This window comes from Aquipseudomonas alcaligenes NBRC 14159 (assembly GCF_000467105.1).
In the GTDB taxonomy this organism is placed as follows: Bacteria; Pseudomonadota; Gammaproteobacteria; order Pseudomonadales; family Pseudomonadaceae; genus Aquipseudomonas; species Aquipseudomonas alcaligenes.
This window is the reverse complement of the sequence record NZ_BATI01000012.1, coordinates 107,210-125,426: the sequence shown is the minus strand read 5'-3', so window position 1 is coordinate 125,426 and position 18,217 is coordinate 107,210. Positions and strand designations below refer to the sequence as shown.

Below are 18,217 nucleotides of genomic sequence, written 5' to 3'. Positions count from 1 at the left end.
ATAATGCTTTCATGTCAAAGTTTTATTTCCGATAAAGCGCGGTATATGTCAGAAAAATTACTTCCTACTGAAATTGATTTGTCGCCCTTCGAGCCCGCCCTGTTCGCCGCCATGCGGCGCCTGCAGCAGGCCGGGGAGGTGCATGCCAAACGCCTGGCACGCTTCGGCGGGCTGACCCCGATGCAGCTGATGATCCTGCGCGTGATGGAGGGCGAGGGGCGTATGACGGCCAGCGGTCTGAGTCGCCGCGTGAGCCTCAGCGCAGCGACCCTGTCGGGCATGCTGGAGCGCCTGGAGGAACGTGGCCTGCTGCTGCGCCAGCGCGATGAGGAGGATCGCCGGCGGCAGTGGCTGAGCGTCAGCGAAGCGGGGCGTGCGCTGTTGGTGGCGGCGCCGCCGCTGCTGCCGCCGGCCCTGCGCAGCGCCTTGGCGGCGCTGCCGGAGTGGGAAAAGCACAGCCTGACCGCCGCCCTGCTGCGGGTGGCGGAGCTGTGTGGCGAAGTCGACTAGCGACTAGCCTTGGCCGCAGGCGCGGTTGGCCGGCACGGCCACGTCCATCAGCTTGGGGTTGGGCAGCTTGAGGTTGGCCATCAGCTGCGCATAGGCCGCGCCATCGGCCACCTGCAGGCGCGGGTTGTGCGCGGCTTCCTCGGCGATGCTGGAGCGGGTCCAGCCGCGGTAGTCGTGGCCGGGCCACACCTCGGTGTCACCGGGCAGGGCCAGCAGGCGCTGCAGGCTGACCCACTGCGCGCGGGCGTCGCCGTTCTGGAAGTCGGTACGGCCGCTGCCGCGGATCAGCAGGGTATCGCCAGTGAAGACCTTGCCCGGCTCGCCGGCGCTGGCCGGCAGCAGGAAGCAGTAGGAGTCGTCGGTATGCCCCGGGGTGTGCCAGGCGACCAGCTCGCGCCCGCCGAAGGCCAGGCGCTGGCCGTCGGCGAAGGTGAAGCTGGCGCAGGCGCTGCCGCTCTGCTGGCCGAAGCCGCTGCGGCAGCCGGTGGCCGTGCGCAGCTCACCGAGGGCGGTGATGTGGTCGGCATGGGTGTGGGTGTCGAGCGCCAGCACCAGCTGCAGGTCCAGTTCGCGCAGCAGGCGCAGGTAGTCATCCAGCTTGTTCTTCACCGGGTCGATCAGCACCGCCTGGCCGGCATCGGCCAGCAGGTAGCTGTAGGTCGAGCTTTCGCTGTCGAAGAGTTGGCGAAACAGCATGATCAGTGTCCTCCGAGGAGTTTCTGTGCGGCCAGCGACAGGCTGACCGCCACCAGCATCAGGGCGAACAGGCGCTGCAGCGTGCGCCCGCCCAGGCGCTGGGCCAGGGCGTTGCCGCCGAGCACGCCGGCCGCGCCGCCCAGGGCCAGGCCGGCCAGCAGCGGCAGCGAGGGCTGCGCGCCGCTGAGGTAGAACAGGAAGCCACCGCCGGAGACCAGGGCGATCACCGCCATCGAAGTGGCGGTGGCGGCCAGCATGCTCAGCGGGGTGAAGGCCAGCAGCGCCGGCACCACCAGGAAGCCGCCGCCGACGCCCATCAGCCCGGAGAACAGGCCGACACCCAGGCCGATGGCAACCAGCGGGGCGCTGCGCAGTGGACCGCTGCCCTCACGCGGCAGGTTCGAACTGCGCCACATGCGCCAGGCCGTCCACAGCACCAGGGCGCAGAAGCCGAGGATCAGCACCGCCTCGGGAATCTGCCGGCCCAGCCACTGCCCGGCGACGTTGCCGGGCAGGCCGGCGATGGCCAGCAGCAGCACCGGGCGCCAGGCCACCAGGCCCTGGCGGGCGCGCGGCACGGCGCCGATCAGGGCGGTGATGGCCACGGCACCGAGGCTGACGCCGATCGCATCGCGCAGCGGCAGGTGCAGGCTGAGCAGCAGGGGCAGGGCCACCAGCGAGCCGCCGGCACCGGTGAGGCCGAGCAGCAGGCCGAGCACGGCACCGATGCCCAGGGCCTCCAGCAGCAATATCTCCATCAGCGGTTCCAGGGCATACGGGCGAGCAGCAGGGCCATGGCGCAGGTGTTGCTGAGGCCGGCGAGCGTCAGGCCGGCGCCGACGAAGGCGGCCAGGCCATACCAGCCCGGATGCACCCAGGTGCCGAGTGCGACACCCAGCAGCACCAGGCTGCCGGCGCTGATCTGCACCTGGCGCTGAATGCTGATCACGCCGCTGGGGGCCTCTTCGGTGGGCAGGCCGCAGGCCACGCAGGCCTGGGTGCCGCCGTCGATCACCTGCACGCCGGGTAGCAATTGCTGCAACTGGTCGGCGGCGCGGCGCGCGCGCTGGCCGCTTTGGCACAGCAGGTAGAGCTCGTCGCCGCGCTGCAGGCCTTCCTGGCGCAGCTGCTGCACCAGGGCGGCCGGATTGAGCTGGTCGAGTGGCACGTTGCGCGCGCCGGCCACGTGCTGGGCGCGGAATTCCGCCGGGCTGCGTACGTCGATGAGGAAGCGCACATGTCCCTGCTGGCGCGCGCTGGCGAAGCGCGGGGCATCGATCAGGCAGATGGTGTCGGTCATTGCAGGGTACTCCCTGGGGGTATGTGGTTCAGGTGTATTTGGTGAAGATGGCGCGCACGCGGGCCAGGGTCTCGGCGTCGTCGCGCGCGGGGTCGAGCACGGTTTCCTCGAGCAGGCACGCGAGCATCTCCTGGTAGGCCTTGTCCAGCGCCTTGCGCGCGGCGGCAAACTGCTGGGCGATGGCCTCGCATTCCTCGCCGCGGCGGATCATGGCCTGGATGCCGCGGATCTGGCCCTCGACGCGGGCCAGGCGTTTGAGCATGGCGTCCTGTTGCTGGGTGTTGGGGGTGGTCATCTCAGAGCTCCAGGGGGCGGCGCAGGGTGAAGGCGCCGCGCAGTTCGCCGGCGGCGAAGCCGCGGGCCTGATCCTGCGGGTAGTGGCGGTCGAGCAGCTGTACCAGCTCGGGTTTGATCGCGCTGCCGTGGCAGGCCAGGCAGGGCTCGCCGGTGGCGATGGCGCGCATGTAGCGGAATTCGCCGTCCACCACTTCGGCACGGTTCAGGCTGGCGACGGCCTCGCCGGCCTGGCTGCGGCGCTGGAAATCTTCCAGTACGGCTTGTTCCCAGGCATCCGGACGGTTGTCCGGGTTACGCAGGCGCAGGGCGGTGCGCCCGACTTTCCAAGGGGCGACGCTGTGCTGCTGGGCGATGCCGGGGGCCAGTTGGCGGCAGGCTTCGACGGCCTGTGCCGGGCCGCCTGTGGCGACCGCGGTCTGCACGCTGGTCAGCAGCTGTTGCTGGAACGGCGGGATCAGGGCTTCGGCCTCGCCGCGCAGCTGTGCCAGGTCGGCGGCCTGGGCGAGCAGCGGGGCACAGCAGAGCAGTGTGGTGAACAGGCGCATCGGCATACTCCCTATCTAGATACAGGGGGGAGTATATGTTGGGTGGCAGAAAAGGCAACTGTCGCTCGTCGCGTCAGCCTGCGGTCATTGGCCGCGGATCAGCTTGCGCAGCAGGAAGCGGTTGGGGTGGCAGGCCTCGGCCACCGCGCGCGGCAGCGGCAGCGGTTCGTCGTTCAGCCAGGCGGCCAGCAGCTCGCCGCACAGCGGCGCAGTGATCAGCCCGCGCGAGCCGTGGCCGCTGTTGACGTACAGGCCGTCGCGCCAGGGGCAGGGGCTGTCCGGCACCTGGCGGGCATCCTTGCCGAGCACCGCGTAGGTCTCGGCGAAGGCCGCCGGGTCGGCCAGTGGGCCGACGATCGGCAGGTAGTCGGGGCTGGTGCAGCGGAAGGCGGCGCGGCCTTCGAGCTGCGCCGGATCGAGCCGGTCGGTGTCCAGGCGCTCGGCCAGGTCCGCGGATATCTCCCGCAGCAGTTCGATGTTGCCGGCATGCTCGGCGGCGGTCGGTGCGCAGTCCTGGCTGTGGAAGTCGAAGCTGGCGCCCAGGGTGTGCTCGCCGCCGCGCGGCGGCGCCACATAACCTTCGGCGCAGACCACACAGGCCAGCTCGGCACTGCGGGTGGTCTGCGGCAGGCGGCTGATCTGCCCGCGGATGCGCTTGAGCGGCAGCTCGGCGGCGAAGCGGCGCACCTCGGCGGCGCCGGCCAGGATCGCCACGGGGGCCTCGGCCAGCAGACGCTCGCCGTCCAGCGCCTGCCAGCGGCCATCGACCCGCCGCAGCTCCAGCGCCTCGCTGTGTGTCAGCAGGCGAATGCGCGGGTGGCTGGCGAGCTGGCGGCACAGCGCCGGCGGATGCACCCAGCCGGCGTCGGGATAGAACAGGCCGCCGGCCGGCAGCGCGACGCCCGCGCGGGCCTCGGCCTGCTCGCGCGTCAGGCTGTGCAGCAGGTCCGCCGGGAAGGCCTCGGCCAGCTTGGCCTGGCGCCCGGCCTCCGGTGCATCGAACGCCAGCTGCAGGACGCCGCAGGCATCCCAGTCGTGGCCCTGCTGCAGGTGCTGGAGCTGGCGGCGGGTGTGGCCGAAGCCGGCCAGCACCAGTTGCGACAGCGCGGTGCCATGGGCGGACAGCTTGAGGTAGAGCACGCCCTGGGGGTTGCCCGAGGCTTCCTGGGCCACTGCTTCGTGGCGCTCCAGCAGGGTCACCTGCCAGCCGCGCGCAGCCAGGCTGGCGGCCGTGGCGCAACCGGCCAGGCCGGCGCCGATGACCAGTGCTGCGCGCGCGTCCGGCCTGGGCGGACGGGCATGCCAGGGCTTTTCCGCCGCTGGCGCATGGCCCTCGAAACGCCCGCAGAGGATTTCCCACTTCTTGCCGTAGCCGGGCGCGCGGCGCATCGCGAAGCCGGCCTCGATCAGGTCGCGGCGTACCGTGCCCTTGCTGGTGAAGGTGGCCAGGCTGGCGCCCGGGGCAGACAGCCGCGCCAGCTCCTGGAACAGCGGCGGGGTCCACATCTGCGGATTCTTGTCCGGGGCGAAACCGTCGAGGAACCAGACGTCGATGCGCGCGTCCAGCTGCGGCAGCATCTGCAGCGCATCGCCGATCAGCAGGGTGAGGACGACCCGACCGCCATCCAGCACCAGGCGCTGGAAGCCGGGATGGATGGCCCGGTACTGCTCCAGCAGCTGCCCGGACCAGGGCGCCAGCTCCGGCCACAGGGCCAGGGCACGCTGCAGGTCGGCTGCGGTGAGCGGGTACTTCTCCACGCTGACGAAATGCAGGCAGGCATCCGCCGGGGCCAGCTGGTCGAACAGTTGCCAGGCGCAGAGAAAGTTCAGCCCGGTGCCGAAGCCGGTTTCGCCGATCACCAGGCGGGCGTCTGCGGGCAGGGCGGCGAAGCGTGCCGGCAGGTCGTTGCCGGCGAGAAATACATGGCGCGTTTCGCCCAGGCCGTCGTCGCGGGAGAAGTAGACGTCGCCGAACTGGCGGGAGAGTGGCTGGCCCTGGTCGTTCCAGTCGAGCTGGGCGTGGGGAAGGTCGGACATCGATGCACCCGGGAAACGAGGTGCGGCATTGTAGCCACTTGCGCCAAGGCACGGCGAATCCGCTAGGCTGAGCGAATCGAGACAGGGAGACCTCTATGTTTGAGTCCGCCGAGCTGGGCCGCAAGATCGATCAGGCCGCATACGATAAAGAGTTGCCCGCCCTGCGCGAGGCCTTGCTGGAAGCGCAGTTCGAGCTGCAGCAACAGGGACGCTTCCCGGTGATCATCCTGATCAACGGCGTGGAAGGCGCCGGCAAGGGCGAGACGGTCAAGCTGCTCAACGAATGGATGGACCCGCGCCTGATCCAGGTCAGCACCTTCGACGTGCAGACCGACGAGGAGCTGGCGCGGCCTCCGGCCTGGCGTTTCTGGCGGCAACTCCCGCCCAAGGGCCGTATCGGTATCTTCTTCGGCAACTGGTACAGCCAGATGATCCAGGGCCGCATCCATGGCCATTTCAAGGATGCCGTGCTGGACCAGGCCATCGATGGTGCCCTGGCGCTGGAGCAGATGCTGTGCGACGAGGGGGCGCTGATCTTCAAGTTCTGGTTCCACCTGTCCAAGAAGCAGATGAAGACGCGTCTCAAGGAGCTGCAGGATGACCCGCAGCGCGCCTGGCGGCTCAGCCCGCTGGACTGGCAGCAGTCGAAGACCTACGACAAGTTCGTCCGCCATGGTGAGCGTGTGTTGCGCCGCAGCAGCCGCGATTTCGCCCCCTGGTACGTGGTCGAGGGCAGTGACGAGTGCTACCGCAGCCTGACGGTGGGGCGCATTCTCCTCGACGGCCTGCAGGCGGCACTCAAGGCCAAGAGCCGGCCGGCCGCGCAGCCCCACGTGGCGCCGATGGTGGCCAGCCTGGACAACCGCATCCTGCTCGACAGCCTGGACCTGACCCAGAGCCTGGACAAGGACGCCTACAAGGACATGCTGGCGGTTGAGCAGGCGCGCCTGGCCATGCTGATGCGCGACAAGCGCATGCGCCGACATGCCCTGGTGGCGGTGTTCGAGGGCAATGACGCGGCCGGCAAGGGCGGTGCCATCCGCCGTGTGGCGGCGGCGCTGGACCCGCGCCAGTACCGCATCGTGCCGATTGCCGCGCCCACCGAGGAGGAGCGCGCGCAGCCCTACCTGTGGCGCTTCTGGCGGCATATTCCGGCACGCGGCAAGTTCACCGTGTTCGACCGTTCCTGGTACGGCCGGGTGCTGGTGGAGCGGGTGGAGGGCTTCTGCCAGCCCAGCGACTGGCTGCGTGTCTATGGCGAAATCAACGACTTCGAGGAGCAGCTGAGCAATGCCGGCGTGGTGCTGGTGAAGTTCTGGCTGGCCATCGACCAGGATGAGCAGTTCAAGCGTTTCAAGGAGCGCGAGCAGATCGCCTTCAAGCGCTTCAAGATAACCGAGGAAGACTGGCGCAATCGTGACAAGTGGGACGCCTATTGTGACGCCGTAGGCGACATGGTCGACCGCACCAGTACCTCGATCGCGCCATGGACCCTGGTGGAGGCCAACGACAAGCGCTTTGCCCGGGTCAAGGTGCTGCGCACCATCAACGATGCCCTGGAAAAGGCCTTTGCCAGCGACTGATTAGAAGGCGCGGCTTTCGATGATGTCGTTGGCCTGCTGCATGCGGCGGATATAGAAGGCGATCTCCCGTTCGGCATCGACGCGGGTGAAGAACGGGCCTTCCAGGGTGCCTTCGCGGGTGGCGAAGAAATACTGGCCGTTGACCGCACTAACTCGCTCGCTGCGGTAGTGGGTGCCGGGGGTGGGGTCGATATTGCGTTGACCGAACATGGCTAAGCCTCCTGCAACAGGGTGCACTGTTTTCAGTCTAGTGCCCGGCTCCTGTTGAGTGATTTGGCGCGACAAGTGGTCATTTTTTAGTCATCTCGCACGGGCGGCACAGTTTGTTCCTGTCTGCGTGGTCAGCTGTGGCTGTCGGGGCAAGCGGGCGCGGCCTACAATCCTCGGTCGTTCCGCTTTTTCGCCGTCGAGGCTGTCATGCACGTTTCCTCCGGCCGCTGGCTTTTCGGCCTGCTGCTCGCCCTCACCACCGCGGTGCTCTGGGGCATCCTGCCGATCAAGCTCAAGGAAGTGCTGCAGGTGATGGACCCGGTCACCGTCACCTGGTACCGCCTGCTGGTGTCCGGCGTGCTGCTGCTGATCTGGCTGTCGGCCAACCGCCGTCTGCCGCGTTTCGCCCCGCTCGGGCGGCGTGGCCAGGGTCTGCTGGTGCTGGCCATCCTCGGCCTGACCAGTAACTACGTGCTGTACCTGATCGGCCTCAACATGCTCAGCCCCGGCACCACCCAGCTGGTCATCCAGATGGCGCCGATCCTATTCCTGGTGGCCAGCCTGTTGGTGTTCCGCGAGTCCTTCAGCCTTGGTCAGGGCATCGGCATGGCCATCCTGCTGCTCGGTTTTGGGCTGTTCTTCAACCAGCGCCTGGCAGAACTGCTGACCTCGCTGACCGCCTACACCACCGGGGTGCTGGTGATATTGCTGGCGGCTTTCCTCTGGGTGTTCTATGGCCTGGCGCAGAAGCAGCTGCTGACCCAGTGGAGTTCGCCGCAGATCATGATGGTGATCTACCTGGCCTGCGCCTTGCTGCTCACGCCCTGGGCCCATCCGCTGCAGGTACTGCAGCTCAGCACACTGCAGTGCTGGCTGCTGCTGGCCTGCTGCCTGAATACGCTGGTGGCCTACGGCGCCTTCGCCGAGGCGCTGGCGCACTGGGAGGCTTCGCGGGTCAGCGCGACCCTGTCGGTCACGCCGCTGGTGACCTTCGTCGCCGTGGCCCTGGCCGCCGTCTGGTGGCCGGACCATGTGCAGCCGGAGCAGATCAACCTGCTCGGCTACACCGGTGCCCTGCTGGTGGTGCTGGGCTCGGCGCTGACCGCGCTGGGCCCCTCGCTGCTCGCCGGCTGGCGCGCGCGCCGTGCCCGCCTGGCGCTGCTCAGGCCCTGACGCCCAGCCCCTCGGCCTTGCGCAACCAGCCCTGGCGCTGTTCCTCGGAGGAGGGGCGCACTGGGGCGAATTCGGTCAGGCGGCGGGTCTTGATGCCGCAGAAGCCGAGGATGGTGCGCACCATCTGCCGGTGCGCCGGCGCGCCGTAGATCCAGCGGAAGTACCAGGGCGGGGTGTCCAGGGTGACCAGCAGATCGGCGGTGCGCCCGCTCAGCAGCTTGTCCCACAGCTGCGAGCGGTTGCGGTACTTGAAGGCGAAGCCGGGCAGGAAGGTGCGGTCGAAGAAGCCCTTGAGCAGCGCCGGCACGCCACCCCACCAGACCGGGTAGACGAACACCAGGTGCTCGGCCCAGTGGATCTGCCGCTGCGCTTCCAGCAGGTCCGGCTCCAGTGTCTGCTGCTGGCCGAAGCCTTCGCGTAGGATCGGGTCGAACTGCAGTTCGCCCAGGCGAAGTTGGCGCACCACGTGGCCCTGGCCACGGGCGCCGCTGCTGTAAGCCTCGGCGAGGGCATGACAGAGGCTGTCACGCTTGGGCGTGCCGAGAATCAGCAGGATGCGCTTGCCGTCGCCTTCCAGCGGGGTGGCGCCGCTTTTCGTTTCTTCAGCCATGTTGTCACGACTCCAGCATGTTTTCTGGACGCACCCAGGCGTCGAATTCCTCGTTGCTCAGATAGCCCAGCTGCAGGGCCGCCTCGCGCAGGGTGAGGCCCTCGGCATAGGCCTTCTTGGCGATCTCGGCGGCCTTGTCGTAGCCGATATGCGGGTTCAGCGCCGTCACCAGCATCAGGCCGCGCTCCAGGTGCGCGGCCATCTGCCGGGTGTCCGGCTCCAGCCCGACCACGCAGTGCTCGGCGAAGTTGCGGCAGCCGTCGGCCAGCAGGCGGATCGACTGCAGCAGGTTGTGGATGATCACCGGCTTGAACACGTTGAGCTGCAGCTGCCCCTGGCTGGCGGCGAAGGCGATGGTGACGTCGTTGCCCAGCACCTGGCAGGCGAGCATGGACAGCGCCTCGCACTGGGTCGGGTTGACCTTGCCGGGCATGATCGAGCTGCCCGGCTCGTTGGCCGGCAGGCGCACCTCGGCGAGGCCGGCGCGTGGGCCGGAGCCGAGCAGGCGCAGGTCGTTGGCGATCTTCATCAGGGCCACCGCCAGGGTCTTCAGTGCGCCGGAGAGAGCCGTCAGCGGCTCGTGACCGGCGAGGGCGGCGAACTTGTTCGGTGCCGAGACGAAGGGCAGCCCCGCCAGCGCGGCCAGCTCGGCGGCCATGGCTTCGGCGAAGCCCCTGGGCGCGTTCAGCCCGGTACCGACCGCCGTACCGCCCTGGGCCAGCTCGCAGGCCGCCGGCAGGCTTGTGCGGATGGCCCGCTCGGCATAGTCGAGCTGGGCGACGAAGGCCGACAGCTCCTGGCCGAAGGTCACCGGGGTGGCGTCCATCAGGTGCGTGCGCCCGGTCTTGGCCAGGTCCATGTGCCGCGCCGCCTGTTCGGCCAGGGCACCGGACAGCTCGGCGATGGCCGGCAGCAACTGGTGCTGCACAGCCTGCACGGCGGCGATGTGCATGGCGGTGGGGAAGCTGTCGTTGGAGCTCTGTGCGCGGTTGACGTGGTCGTTGGGGTGCACCGGGCTCTTGCCGCCACGGCCCTGGCCGGCCAGCTCGTTGGCGCGCCCGGCGATCACCTCGTTGACGTTCATGTTGCTCTGCGTGCCGCTGCCGGTCTGCCATACCACCAGCGGGAACTGCGCATCGTGCTGGCCGGCCAGCACTTCGTCGGCGGCCTGCTCGATCAGCCGGGCGACGTCCGGCGGCAGCTCGCCGATGCGGCTGTTGACCCGCGCCGCAGCCTTCTTGATCAGCGCCAGGGCATGCACCACGGCCAGCGGCATACGCTGCTCGCCGATGGCGAAGTTGATCAGCGAGCGCTGGGTCTGGGCGCCCCAATAGGCGTCGTCGGGCACCTCGATGGCACCAATGCTGTCGGTTTCGATACGGCTCATGGGGCGGCTCTCCTGTTCACTGGTCGGCAGTTTAGGCCGCCGTGCATCGCCGCGGTTCCACAGCTTTTCTATGGCAGCGATTACCAGCGCGCGTGGGTTGCCCCGACCCAGCCGTAGGCGCTGCTGACCGGCACCTTCTCGCCCTGCGGGCCGCGCAGCACGCCGTCGAAGCAGCCGAACCACTGGCGGGTATCGGCATACAGCGGTCCCAGGCGCGGGCAGGCCTGGTGCTGCTGGCGCGGGGTGAAGCGCAGTTCGACCTGGCCGCTGGCGCTGTAGAGGTTCCAGGGTTCCAGCGGGCCGCTGGGCGGGCGCTCGATCTCGACCCGCTCCTCCAGATGCAGCAGTTCGCCACCGAACCACAGGGCGTTTTCCGACAGCCCGCTGTAGTCGCACCAGCCGGTGCCGAAGTTGCCGGCGATACCGCCAGGGGCGGCGAAGGCGGCGCGGGTCCAGTGGCTTTTCAGCGGCCAGACGCCGCGGGCGAAGTCCAGCGAGGCGAAGCTCTGCCCCGGCGTGCACAGGTACTGTCGGCCACCCAGTTGCAGGTTGCCGGTCACCGGCAGGCCGAGCTGGCGGCTGGTGGCGTGGAAGGTGCGGCGGCCCATGGGGCAGATCAGGTTGACCGATTCCAGGTGCGCCGGGCGCTGGATATCCAGTGCCACTTGCAGCGGCTGGCCGCCGATGTCCGGTGCCATGGCGGTGAGGCGGATGGTGCTGCCACGGTCATCGGCACGCAGCTGCAGGCGGCTGTGGCGGAAGGCATGGCTTTGCAGCGGCGTGTCCGGCAGGTCGCAGCCTTGGCCGAACGGGCGCAGCTGGGTACGCGAGGCGGATTTGCCGCTGCGCAGGTCGAGGAAGTAGGCCGCGCCGTAGCCCAGGTAGTCGAGGTCGGCGAAGGTCAGGGCCAGCATCCAGTCCGGCGTGGTGATGCACCAGTGGTTCCAGCGCTTGCGCCGGCCCAGGTTGCGCGGCATGGCGCAGTTCACCTGCGGGCGACTGGACCAGCCGATGGCATTCGGCTCAAGGCGGCCATGGGCGTCGCACAGGGGCTGTGCGTGCTGGGCGAGCGGGTTGGTGAAGCTGTTCATCAGACACATCCATGTGTGGGGCAGGCTCTGTTATGCGATTTATGGGCCAGCCGCCAGGGAATGACAATCATGCCCATTACTGGGTCGCCGGGGCAAGTGCTGGCCTTTTGCACCGTGCGCCGCGCTTGAGCCATGGAGGCGCTGCGCGCAGAATGGCGCCCCGCGTTTTACCCGAGGATGCACTCCATGACCCGCCTGCGCGCCGTTTTTTCCTTCCTGCTGCTGTTTGCCAGCGGGCCGCTGCTGGCCGCGTCCGCCAGCCACGTTGCCGAGGCCAAGCGCTTCGTCGAGCTGACCCGCGTCGACAAGCTGGCGGTGCCGGCCTACATGCAGGTGCGCCAGATGTTCGCCCAGCGCTTCGCCCAGGCCGGTGGCAGCGAGGCGCAGAAGGCCGTGCTGGAGCGCTACCAGGCCCAGGCCGATACCGCGCTGGACAAGGTGGTGGGCGAGGGCAAACTGGATGAGGCGCTGGTGGCGCTGTACACCGATGCCTTCAGCGAAGCCGAACTCAAGGAACTGCTGGCCTTCTACCAGACCCCGGTCGGGCGCAAGGTGCTGGAGCAGATGCCGCAGCTGATGGCGCACTCCGCCCAGCTGACCCAGGCCCGTCTGCAGCAGGCGGTGCCGGAAGTCGACCGCCTGCTGGGGGCGATGACCAGCGAACTGAAACCCGCCAAGCCGTAACGAGGAACCGGACATGAGCATGCGCGACCAGATCATCGCCGCCCTGCAGCCGCTGCACAGCGAGCACCTCGATGTGCAGGACGAGAGCCACATGCACAGCCGTGGCCAGGAAACCCACTACAAGGCGGTGATCGTCAGCCCGGCCTTTGCCGGCCTGAATGCGGTCAAGCGCCACCAGAAGGTCTACGCCACCCTGGGCGAGCTGATGCAGCAGTTCCATGCCCTGGCGCTGCACACCTATACCCCCGAGGAGTGGGCCGCGCAGGGCGCCGCACCGGATTCGCCAACCTGCCGTGGTGGCAGCAAGCACGACCACTAATCCCGCAGCGCGTGCCCCAGGCCGCGCCGCTGCGTTAGAATCGCACCCCGCGCCGGCTCAAGCCGGCGCTTTCATTTGGAACCCCGGTCCGCCCTTTGCGAGGGTGACCACTGGAGAAGATTGCATGACTGCGAAGATTGTTGTCGCGGCGCTGTACAAGTTCGTGTCCCTGCCGGATTACGAAGCGCTGCGCGAGCCCCTGCTCAACACCATGCTCGAATGCGGCGTGAAGGGCACCCTGCTGCTCGCCGAGGAAGGCATCAACGGCACCGTTTCCGCCACGCGCGAGGGCATCGACGGCCTGCTGGCCTGGCTCAAGCGCGACGCGCGCCTGGCCGATGTCGACCACAAGGAGTCCTACTGTGACGAGCAGCCCTTCTACCGCACCAAGGTCAAGCTGAAGAAGGAAATCGTCACCCTCGGCGTGCCGGGCGTGGACCCCAACCAGCGCGTCGGCACGTACGTCGAGCCCAAGGACTGGAACGCCCTGATCGCCGACCCCGAGGTGCTGCTGATCGACACCCGCAACGACTACGAAGTGGCCATCGGCACCTTCGAGGGCGCCGTCGATCCCAAGACCAAGTCGTTCCGCGAGTTCCCCGAGTACATCAAGGCCCATTACGACCCGGCCAGGCACAAGAAGGTCGCCATGTTCTGCACCGGCGGCATCCGTTGCGAAAAGGCCTCCAGCTACATGCTCGGCGAGGGCTTCGAGGAGGTCTTCCACCTCAAGGGCGGCATCCTCAAGTACCTGGAAGAGGTGCCGCAGGATGAAAGCAAGTGGCAGGGCGACTGCTTCGTCTTCGACAACCGCGTGACCGTGCGCCACGATCTCAGCGAGGGCGACTACGACCAGTGCCACGCCTGCCGCAACCCGATCTCCGCCGAGGATCGGCAGAGCGCGCACTACTCGCCAGGCATCAGCTGCCCGCATTGCTGGGACTCGCTGCCGGAGAAGACCCGCCAGGCCGCCCGCGAGCGGCAGAAGCAGATCGAGATCGCCCAGCAGCGCAACCTGCCGCACCCCATCGGCTTCAATTACAAGGCCCTGCAGGAGCAATGAGGAGTAGGGTGGAAAACGACCGCAGGTCTTTTCCACCAGCCGTCACCCCGGTGGATAAGGCTGCGCCGTTATCCACCCTACGGAATTTCGAGGAGCCCAGCTTGCGCCCAGACCGCCTGCTCTACGTGATGGACCCCATGTGTTCCTGGTGCTGGGGCTTTGCCCCGGTGGTGCAGGCCCTGGCCGAGCAGGCAGCTGCCGCCGGCGTGCCGCTGCAGCTGGTGGTCGGTGGCCTGCGCCGCGAGCGTGCGGCCATGGAGCCATCGGTGCGGGTGCGCATCCTCTCGCACTGGCAGGCGGTCAACGCCAGCACCGGCCAGCTGTTCAACTTCCAGGACGCCCTGCCGGAAGGCTTCGTCTATGACACCGAGCCGGCATGCCGGGCGCTGGTCACGGCGCGCCAGCTGGACGAGCAGAGCGTCTGGCCCCTGCTGCAGCTGATCCAGCAGGCCTTCTACACCGAGGGCCGCGACGTGACCCACGCCAAGGTGCTGGTGGAGCTGGCCGAGCGTGCCGGCATTCCGCGTATCGAGTTCGTCGCCGCCTTCGACAGCCAGGCCATGCAGGCCGCCACCGAGGTCGATTTCAACTGGGTGCAGGACCTCGGCATCGCCGGTTTCCCCACCCTGCTGGCCGAGCGCCGCGGCCAGCTGGCCCTGCTGACCAACGGCTACCAGCCGCTGCAGACGCTGGCGCCGCTGCTCGGCCGCTGGCTGGAGCAGGCCGCGCATGCCTGATCGGTTGACCTGGGCGGAAATCCGCCGCCTGGCACTGCGCCATCGCAAGGGCCTGATCCTGGCCAACCTGATCGCCGTGCTCGCCACCCTGTGCAGTGTGCCGATTCCGCTGTTGCTGCCGCTGCTGGTGGACGAGGTATTGCTCAAGCAGGGCGATGCGGCGCTGCGGGTGATGGACCGTTTCCTGCCCGCCGACTGGCAGAGTGCGGCCGGCTACATCGGCCTGATGCTGGTGCTGACCCTGGCGCTGCGTCTCGGCGCGCTGGTCAGCAACGTGCTGCAGGCGCGCCTGTTCGCCCGCCTGTCCAAGGACGTCATCTATCGCCTGCGCGTGCGCCTGATCGAGCGGCTCAAGCGCATCGCCCTGAGCGAGTACGAGAACCTCGGTGGCGGCACCGTCAGCGCCCACCTAGTCACCGATCTGGACACCCTCGACAAGTTCATCGGCGAGACCCTGAGCAAGGTGCTGGTGGCCCTGCTGACCCTGACCGGCACCGCCGCCGTGCTGATCTGGATGCACTGGCAGCTGGCGCTGCTGATCCTGCTGTTCAACCCGCTGGTGATCTTTGCCACGGTGCAGCTGGGCAAGCAGGTCAAGCACCTGAAGAAGCTGGAGAACGACAGCACCTCGCGCTTCACCCAGGCGCTGACCGAGACCCTGGAAGCGATCCAGGAGGTGCGCGCCGGCAACCGTCAGGGCTACTTCCTCGGCCGCCTCGGCCTCAGAGCGAAGGAAGTACGCGACTACGCGGTGGCCTCGCAGTGGAAGAGCGACGCGGCGGGGCGCACCAGCGGCCTGCTGTTCCAGTTCGGCATCGACATCTTCCGCGCCGCGGCCATGCTCACTGTGCTGTTCTCCGACCTGTCGATCGGCCAGATGCTCGCCGTGTTCAGCTACCTCTGGTACATGATCGGCCCGGTCGAGCAACTGCTCGGCGTGCAGTACGCCTACTACGCCGCCGGTGGCGCGCTGGCGCGGATCAACGAGCTGCTGGCGCGTGCCGACGAGCCGCAGCACGAAGGCCGCAGCGACCCGTTCAAGGGCCGCGATACCGTCGGTATCGAGGTGCGCGGGTTGCGCTTCGCCTACCGCGACGAGCCGGTGCTGCACGACCTCGACCTGTCCATCGCGCCCGGCGAAAAGGTCGCCCTGGTCGGCGCCAGTGGCGGCGGCAAGAGCACCCTGGTGCAGCTGCTGCTGGGCCTTTACACGGCCCAGGCCGGGACCATCCGCTTCGGCGGGGCGAGCCTGGAGGAAATCGGCCTGGAGCGGGTGCGCGAGCATGTGGCGGTGGTGCTGCAGCACCCGGCGCTGTTCAACGACACGGTGCGCGCCAACCTGTGCATGGGCCGTGAGCGCAGCGACGAAGCCTGCTGGCAGGCACTGGAGATCGCCCAGCTGTCCGCCACCATCCGCGCCTTGCCGGACGGCCTGGACAGCGTGGTCGGGCGTTCCGGCGTGCGTCTGTCCGGTGGCCAGCGCCAGCGCCTGGCCATCGCCCGCACGGTGCTGGCCGAGCCCAAGGTGGTGATTCTCGACGAAGCCACCTCGGCTCTGGATGCCGCCACCGAGTATGCCCTGCACGAGGCGCTCGGGCGCTTTCTCAGCGGTCGTACCACGCTGATCGTGGCCCATCGCCTGTCGGCGGTGAAGCAGGCCGACCGCGTGCTGGTGTTCGACGGCGGCAGCATCGCCGAGGATGGTGATCACCAGCAACTGATCGCCGAGGGCGGGCTGTACGCCAAGCTCTACGGGCACCTGCAGCACTAGCTGGGGGCGCTGACCGGCCGCCCCGGGGCGGCCGGCGTCACTGGCTCTGCTGCGCCGACCACTTCTCCAGCGCCTTGACCCGCGCCTGGCTGTCGGCCATCGGCTTGGCCAGCGAGTCCTCGTAGAACTCCAGCCAGCTGCGCGAGCCGGCCGTCATGCCGGCCAGTTCGCGCATGCCGGCCTTCAGCGCCTCGAGGCTCTGCTGGTAGTTGCGCTCCTGGCCGATCAGGGTCAGGGCCAGCATGCGCACGTTCTCCTTGTTGCGCTCCTGCAGTTCGGCCATTGCCGTACCGTCGCCAGCGCCTTCGGCGGCCGGCTGCTGGGCCGGTTTCTGGGGCTGCTGCGAGAGCATGCCGATGAGCCGCTGCTGGTCCTTGATCTGCTGTTGCAGCGGCGCGATCTGCAACTGCAGGGCGGCGACCTCTTTCTGCAGCGCATCGACACTGGCCTTACTGGCCAGGGCCGCCAGGGCTTCCTCGTCCGGCTCGGAGGAGCCGCCGAGGACGAAGACCAGTACCCAGGCGATCAGGTTGAGCAGCAGCATGCCGGCCAGGCCGAAGAGCAGCAGGCGGTTGACCTTGCCGGCCTTGCCCAGCTGCATCAGGCCCTGCTCGCCATCGTCCTGGGGTTCGCTGCCAGGGGCATTGTCGTCACTCATGCTGCCGGTCCTTGTGGTAGAGGCTCTGCGTCAGTGTCGCCCATGCTCGCGGCACTGCCTAGCCGCAGCATAGCGTCTAGAGCGTGGCGAGGATGCGCCCGAGCGCCGCCATCGCCTGTTCGCTCTGTGCATCCCAGGGGTGGCCGTGGTTGAGCCGCGCGCAATGGCGGAAGCCGCGGGTGGCGGAGAAGATCGGCCCCGGCGCCAGGCTGATGCCCTGGGCCAGGGCGAGCTGGAACAGCTGCAGCGAGTCGACCCGCTCGGGGAATTCGAACCACAGGAAGTAGCCGCCGGCCGGGCGACTGACTCGCGTCTCGGCCGGGAAATGCCGCGCCGCGGAGGCGAGCATGGCCGCCTGCTGGGTCTCCAGGGCAATGCGCAGCTTGCGCAGGTGGCGGTCGTAGCCGCCGTGCTGCAGGTAGTCGGCGATGGCCGCCTGGGCCGGCACCGAGGGCGAGATGGTGGTCATCAGCTTGAGCCGGGCGATCTGCTCGGCATAGCGCCCGCCGGCTACCCAGCCGACCCGGTAGCCCGGCGCCAGGCTCTTGGAGAAGGAGCCGCAGTGCATCACCAGGCCGGCGTCGTCGAAGCTCTTCAGCGGCCGCGGCGGCTGGGCGCCGTAGTGCAGCTCGGCGTACACGTCGTCCTCGATCAGCGGCACCTGGTGGCGCTTGAGCAGGGCGTACAGCTCGGCCTTCTGTGCCTCGCCGAGCGTGGCGCCCATGGGGTTCTGCAGGCTGCTCATGAACCAGCAGGCCTTGATCGGCAGGTTGGCCAGGCGCTCGGCGAGCACGCCGAGGTCGATGCCTTCGCGCGGGTGTACGGGGATCTCCACCGCCTTGAGCTTGAGCCGCTCGAGTACTTGCAGGGTGGCGTAGAAGGCCGGCGACTCGATGGCCACCAGGTCGCCTGGCTGGGTCACCGTCTGCAGGCACAGGTTGAGCGCCTCCATGGCGCCGTTGGTGATCACCAGCTCTTCCAGCGCCAGGCTTACGCCGGCAACCCGGTAGCGCAGGCCGATCTGCCGGCGCAGGTCGGGATTGCCGGCGGTCATGTCGGCGATCACCGCATGGCCGGGCATGTCGCGCAGGGCGTGGGCCATCGAGCGCGCCAGGCGCGGCAGGGGGAACAGCTCGGGGCTGGGGAAGGCCGAGCCGAAAGGCACGGTGGCCGGGTCCTTGAGCGAGCCGAGCACGGAGAACACCAGCTCGCTGACGTCCACCTCGGTGCTGGTGGCGGTCGGTGCGCTGCTGCCGGGCTCGGCCAGCGGCTGGCGCGCCAGTTCGCGAACGAAGTAGCCGGAGCGCGCGCGGGCCTGGATCAGGCCGCGATCTTCCAGCAGGTAGTAGGCCTGGAAGATGGTCGAGGGGCTGACGCCGTAGCTGCGCCGCGCCTGGCGCACCGAGGGCACGCGCTCGCCGGGGGCGAGCACGCCGCTGCGGATCAGCTCGGCGATCTGTTCGGCCAACTGTTCGTAGCGTTTCATCTCGCCCCTGACTGCGGTCCATTCCGGGCCACAGTCTAAGGGCAGGGGTGGCTGGCCGGC

At 68.6% G+C, this 18,217-nt stretch carries 20 protein-coding genes; 8 read left to right on the top strand and 12 right to left on the bottom strand.

The features are described from left to right. The first annotated feature begins 45 nt into the window (after window positions 1-45). The gene (locus tag PA6_RS09075; RefSeq protein WP_021700606.1) at window positions 46-510 is read left to right on the top strand and encodes a MarR family winged helix-turn-helix transcriptional regulator; all 465 of its coding nucleotides are present in this window, start codon (window positions 46-48) and stop codon (window positions 508-510) included. 3 nt (window positions 511-513) lie between these two features. Here PA6_RS09075 and PA6_RS09070 read toward each other — a convergent pair whose 3' ends face one another. From PA6_RS09070 to mnmC, 6 genes are all read right to left on the bottom strand, one after another. Next, a complete protein-coding gene (locus PA6_RS09070) occupies window positions 514-1,206 on the bottom strand; it encodes an MBL fold metallo-hydrolase (protein ID WP_021700605.1) in 693 nt (230 codons plus the stop codon). Between the two features lie 2 nt (window positions 1,207-1,208). Further along, on the bottom strand, window positions 1,209-1,964 hold the full coding sequence (locus PA6_RS09065; protein ID WP_021700604.1) for a sulfite exporter TauE/SafE family protein: 756 nt from the start codon (window positions 1,962-1,964) through the stop codon (window positions 1,209-1,211). Next, window positions 1,964-2,506 (bottom strand): rhodanese-like domain-containing protein, encoded by a 543-nt coding sequence (locus PA6_RS09060; RefSeq protein WP_021700603.1) that lies wholly within the window; start codon window positions 2,504-2,506, stop codon window positions 1,964-1,966. The genes PA6_RS09065 and PA6_RS09060 overlap by 1 nt, the downstream gene beginning before the upstream one ends. A gap of 28 nt (window positions 2,507-2,534) precedes the next feature. Then, window positions 2,535-2,801, bottom strand: a complete 267-nt coding sequence (locus PA6_RS09055; RefSeq protein ID WP_017937865.1) for a metal-sensing transcriptional repressor — start codon at window positions 2,799-2,801, stop codon at window positions 2,535-2,537. A 1-nt stretch (window position 2,802) separates the two neighbouring features. Further along, complete coding sequence (locus PA6_RS09050; protein ID WP_021700602.1) at window positions 2,803-3,348, bottom strand: Tll0287-like domain-containing protein; 546 nt, start codon at window positions 3,346-3,348, stop codon at window positions 2,803-2,805. Window positions 3,349-3,432: 84 nt separating this feature from the next. Next, complete coding sequence (gene mnmC / locus PA6_RS09045; protein ID WP_021700601.1) at window positions 3,433-5,385, bottom strand: bifunctional tRNA (5-methylaminomethyl-2-thiouridine)(34)-methyltransferase MnmD/FAD-dependent 5-carboxymethylaminomethyl-2-thiouridine(34) oxidoreductase MnmC; 1,953 nt, start codon at window positions 5,383-5,385, stop codon at window positions 3,433-3,435. 95 nt (window positions 5,386-5,480) lie between these two features. On the opposite strand from mnmC, the gene pap reads away from it, so the two are divergent. Continuing rightward, on the top strand, window positions 5,481-6,968 hold the full coding sequence (gene pap, locus PA6_RS09040; RefSeq protein ID WP_021700600.1) for a polyphosphate:AMP phosphotransferase: 1,488 nt from the start codon (window positions 5,481-5,483) through the stop codon (window positions 6,966-6,968). Here pap and PA6_RS09035 read toward each other — a convergent pair whose 3' ends face one another. After that, complete coding sequence (locus PA6_RS09035; RefSeq protein ID WP_021700599.1) at window positions 6,969-7,178, bottom strand: DUF6316 family protein; 210 nt, start codon at window positions 7,176-7,178, stop codon at window positions 6,969-6,971. 207 nt (window positions 7,179-7,385) lie between these two features. Here PA6_RS09035 and PA6_RS09030 point away from each other — a divergent pair, with 207 nt between their 5' ends. Continuing rightward, window positions 7,386-8,351 (top strand): DMT family transporter, encoded by a 966-nt coding sequence (locus tag PA6_RS09030; protein ID WP_021700598.1) that lies wholly within the window; start codon window positions 7,386-7,388, stop codon window positions 8,349-8,351. Here the strand turns inward: PA6_RS09030 and PA6_RS09025 are convergent. From PA6_RS09025 to PA6_RS09015, 3 genes are all read right to left on the bottom strand, one after another. Next, window positions 8,341-8,961, bottom strand: coding sequence for an NAD(P)H-dependent oxidoreductase (locus PA6_RS09025; protein ID WP_021700597.1), 621 nt, complete (start codon window positions 8,959-8,961; stop codon window positions 8,341-8,343). The two genes, PA6_RS09030 and PA6_RS09025, sit on opposite strands and share 11 nt — an antisense overlap. A gap of 4 nt (window positions 8,962-8,965) precedes the next feature. Next, entirely contained in the window at window positions 8,966-10,348 is a 1,383-nt protein-coding gene (locus tag PA6_RS09020; RefSeq protein ID WP_021700596.1) for a class II fumarate hydratase, read from the bottom strand. A gap of 80 nt (window positions 10,349-10,428) precedes the next feature. Then, window positions 10,429-11,439: a DUF2804 domain-containing protein gene (locus PA6_RS09015; RefSeq protein ID WP_021700595.1), complete on the bottom strand. Its 1,011-nt coding sequence runs from the start codon at window positions 11,437-11,439 to the stop codon at window positions 10,429-10,431. A gap of 186 nt (window positions 11,440-11,625) precedes the next feature. On the opposite strand from PA6_RS09015, the gene PA6_RS09010 reads away from it, so the two are divergent. The 5 genes from PA6_RS09010 to PA6_RS08990 all read left to right on the top strand — a co-directional run bounded on the left by PA6_RS09010 (window position 11,626) and on the right by PA6_RS08990 (window position 16,013). Then, the gene (locus PA6_RS09010; protein ID WP_021700594.1) at window positions 11,626-12,123 is read left to right on the top strand and encodes a DUF2059 domain-containing protein; all 498 of its coding nucleotides are present in this window, start codon (window positions 11,626-11,628) and stop codon (window positions 12,121-12,123) included. A 13-nt stretch (window positions 12,124-12,136) separates the two neighbouring features. Continuing rightward, complete coding sequence (locus tag PA6_RS09005; RefSeq protein WP_021700593.1) at window positions 12,137-12,442, top strand: BolA family protein; 306 nt, start codon at window positions 12,137-12,139, stop codon at window positions 12,440-12,442. A 124-nt stretch (window positions 12,443-12,566) separates the two neighbouring features. Next, complete coding sequence (gene trhO / locus PA6_RS09000) at window positions 12,567-13,505, top strand: oxygen-dependent tRNA uridine(34) hydroxylase TrhO (RefSeq protein ID WP_021700592.1); 939 nt, start codon at window positions 12,567-12,569, stop codon at window positions 13,503-13,505. A 128-nt stretch (window positions 13,506-13,633) separates the two neighbouring features. Then, window positions 13,634-14,242 carry a DsbA family protein gene (locus PA6_RS08995; RefSeq protein ID WP_043216481.1) on the top strand — a complete coding sequence of 203 codons (609 nt, stop codon included), beginning with the start codon at window positions 13,634-13,636 and terminating at the stop codon, window positions 14,240-14,242. Then, window positions 14,235-16,013 carry an ABC transporter ATP-binding protein gene (locus PA6_RS08990; RefSeq protein WP_021700590.1) on the top strand — a complete coding sequence of 593 codons (1,779 nt, stop codon included), beginning with the start codon at window positions 14,235-14,237 and terminating at the stop codon, window positions 16,011-16,013. Before PA6_RS08995 ends, PA6_RS08990 begins: the two co-directional genes overlap by 8 nt. 37 nt (window positions 16,014-16,050) lie before the next feature. On the opposite strand, the gene PA6_RS08985 is transcribed toward PA6_RS08990, so the two are convergent. Both PA6_RS08985 and mapR read right to left on the bottom strand, forming a co-directional pair. Further along, window positions 16,051-16,671 carry a hypothetical protein gene (locus tag PA6_RS08985; protein WP_021700589.1) on the bottom strand — a complete coding sequence of 207 codons (621 nt, stop codon included), beginning with the start codon at window positions 16,669-16,671 and terminating at the stop codon, window positions 16,051-16,053. A 76-nt stretch (window positions 16,672-16,747) separates the two neighbouring features. Then, window positions 16,748-18,157, bottom strand: a complete 1,410-nt coding sequence (gene mapR, locus PA6_RS08980) for a GntR family transcriptional regulator MpaR (RefSeq protein ID WP_021700588.1) — start codon at window positions 18,155-18,157, stop codon at window positions 16,748-16,750. Between the last annotated feature and the right edge of the window lie 60 nt (window positions 18,158-18,217).

Excerpts from the sequence above, each read along its gene's own strand:
- PA6_RS09075 (WP_021700606.1), top strand. The coding sequence starts at position 46 with ATGTCAGAAAAATTACTTCCTACTGAAATTGATTTGTCGCCCTTCGAG.
- PA6_RS09070 (WP_021700605.1), bottom strand. The coding sequence starts at position 1,206 with ATGCTGTTTCGCCAACTCTTCGACAGCGAAAGCTCGACCTACAGCTAC.
- PA6_RS09065 (WP_021700604.1), bottom strand. The coding sequence starts at position 1,964 with ATGGAGATATTGCTGCTGGAGGCCCTGGGCATCGGTGCCGTGCTCGGC.
- PA6_RS09060 (WP_021700603.1), bottom strand. The coding sequence starts at position 2,506 with ATGACCGACACCATCTGCCTGATCGATGCCCCGCGCTTCGCCAGCGCG.
- PA6_RS09055 (WP_017937865.1), bottom strand. The coding sequence starts at position 2,801 with ATGACCACCCCCAACACCCAGCAACAGGACGCCATGCTCAAACGCCTG.
- PA6_RS09050 (WP_021700602.1), bottom strand. The coding sequence starts at position 3,348 with ATGCGCCTGTTCACCACACTGCTCTGCTGTGCCCCGCTGCTCGCCCAG.
- mnmC (WP_021700601.1), bottom strand. The coding sequence starts at position 5,385 with ATGTCCGACCTTCCCCACGCCCAGCTCGACTGGAACGACCAGGGCCAG.
- pap (WP_021700600.1), top strand. The coding sequence starts at position 5,481 with ATGTTTGAGTCCGCCGAGCTGGGCCGCAAGATCGATCAGGCCGCATAC.
- PA6_RS09035 (WP_021700599.1), bottom strand. The coding sequence starts at position 7,178 with ATGTTCGGTCAACGCAATATCGACCCCACCCCCGGCACCCACTACCGC.
- PA6_RS09030 (WP_021700598.1), top strand. The coding sequence starts at position 7,386 with ATGCACGTTTCCTCCGGCCGCTGGCTTTTCGGCCTGCTGCTCGCCCTC.
- PA6_RS09025 (WP_021700597.1), bottom strand. The coding sequence starts at position 8,961 with ATGGCTGAAGAAACGAAAAGCGGCGCCACCCCGCTGGAAGGCGACGGC.
- PA6_RS09020 (WP_021700596.1), bottom strand. The coding sequence starts at position 10,348 with ATGAGCCGTATCGAAACCGACAGCATTGGTGCCATCGAGGTGCCCGAC.
- PA6_RS09015 (WP_021700595.1), bottom strand. The coding sequence starts at position 11,439 with ATGAACAGCTTCACCAACCCGCTCGCCCAGCACGCACAGCCCCTGTGC.
- PA6_RS09010 (WP_021700594.1), top strand. The coding sequence starts at position 11,626 with ATGACCCGCCTGCGCGCCGTTTTTTCCTTCCTGCTGCTGTTTGCCAGC.
- PA6_RS09005 (WP_021700593.1), top strand. The coding sequence starts at position 12,137 with ATGAGCATGCGCGACCAGATCATCGCCGCCCTGCAGCCGCTGCACAGC.
- trhO (WP_021700592.1), top strand. The coding sequence starts at position 12,567 with ATGACTGCGAAGATTGTTGTCGCGGCGCTGTACAAGTTCGTGTCCCTG.
- PA6_RS08995 (WP_043216481.1), top strand. The coding sequence starts at position 13,634 with ATGGACCCCATGTGTTCCTGGTGCTGGGGCTTTGCCCCGGTGGTGCAG.
- PA6_RS08990 (WP_021700590.1), top strand. The coding sequence starts at position 14,235 with ATGCCTGATCGGTTGACCTGGGCGGAAATCCGCCGCCTGGCACTGCGC.
- PA6_RS08985 (WP_021700589.1), bottom strand. The coding sequence starts at position 16,671 with ATGAGTGACGACAATGCCCCTGGCAGCGAACCCCAGGACGATGGCGAG.
- mapR (WP_021700588.1), bottom strand. The coding sequence starts at position 18,157 with ATGAAACGCTACGAACAGTTGGCCGAACAGATCGCCGAGCTGATCCGC.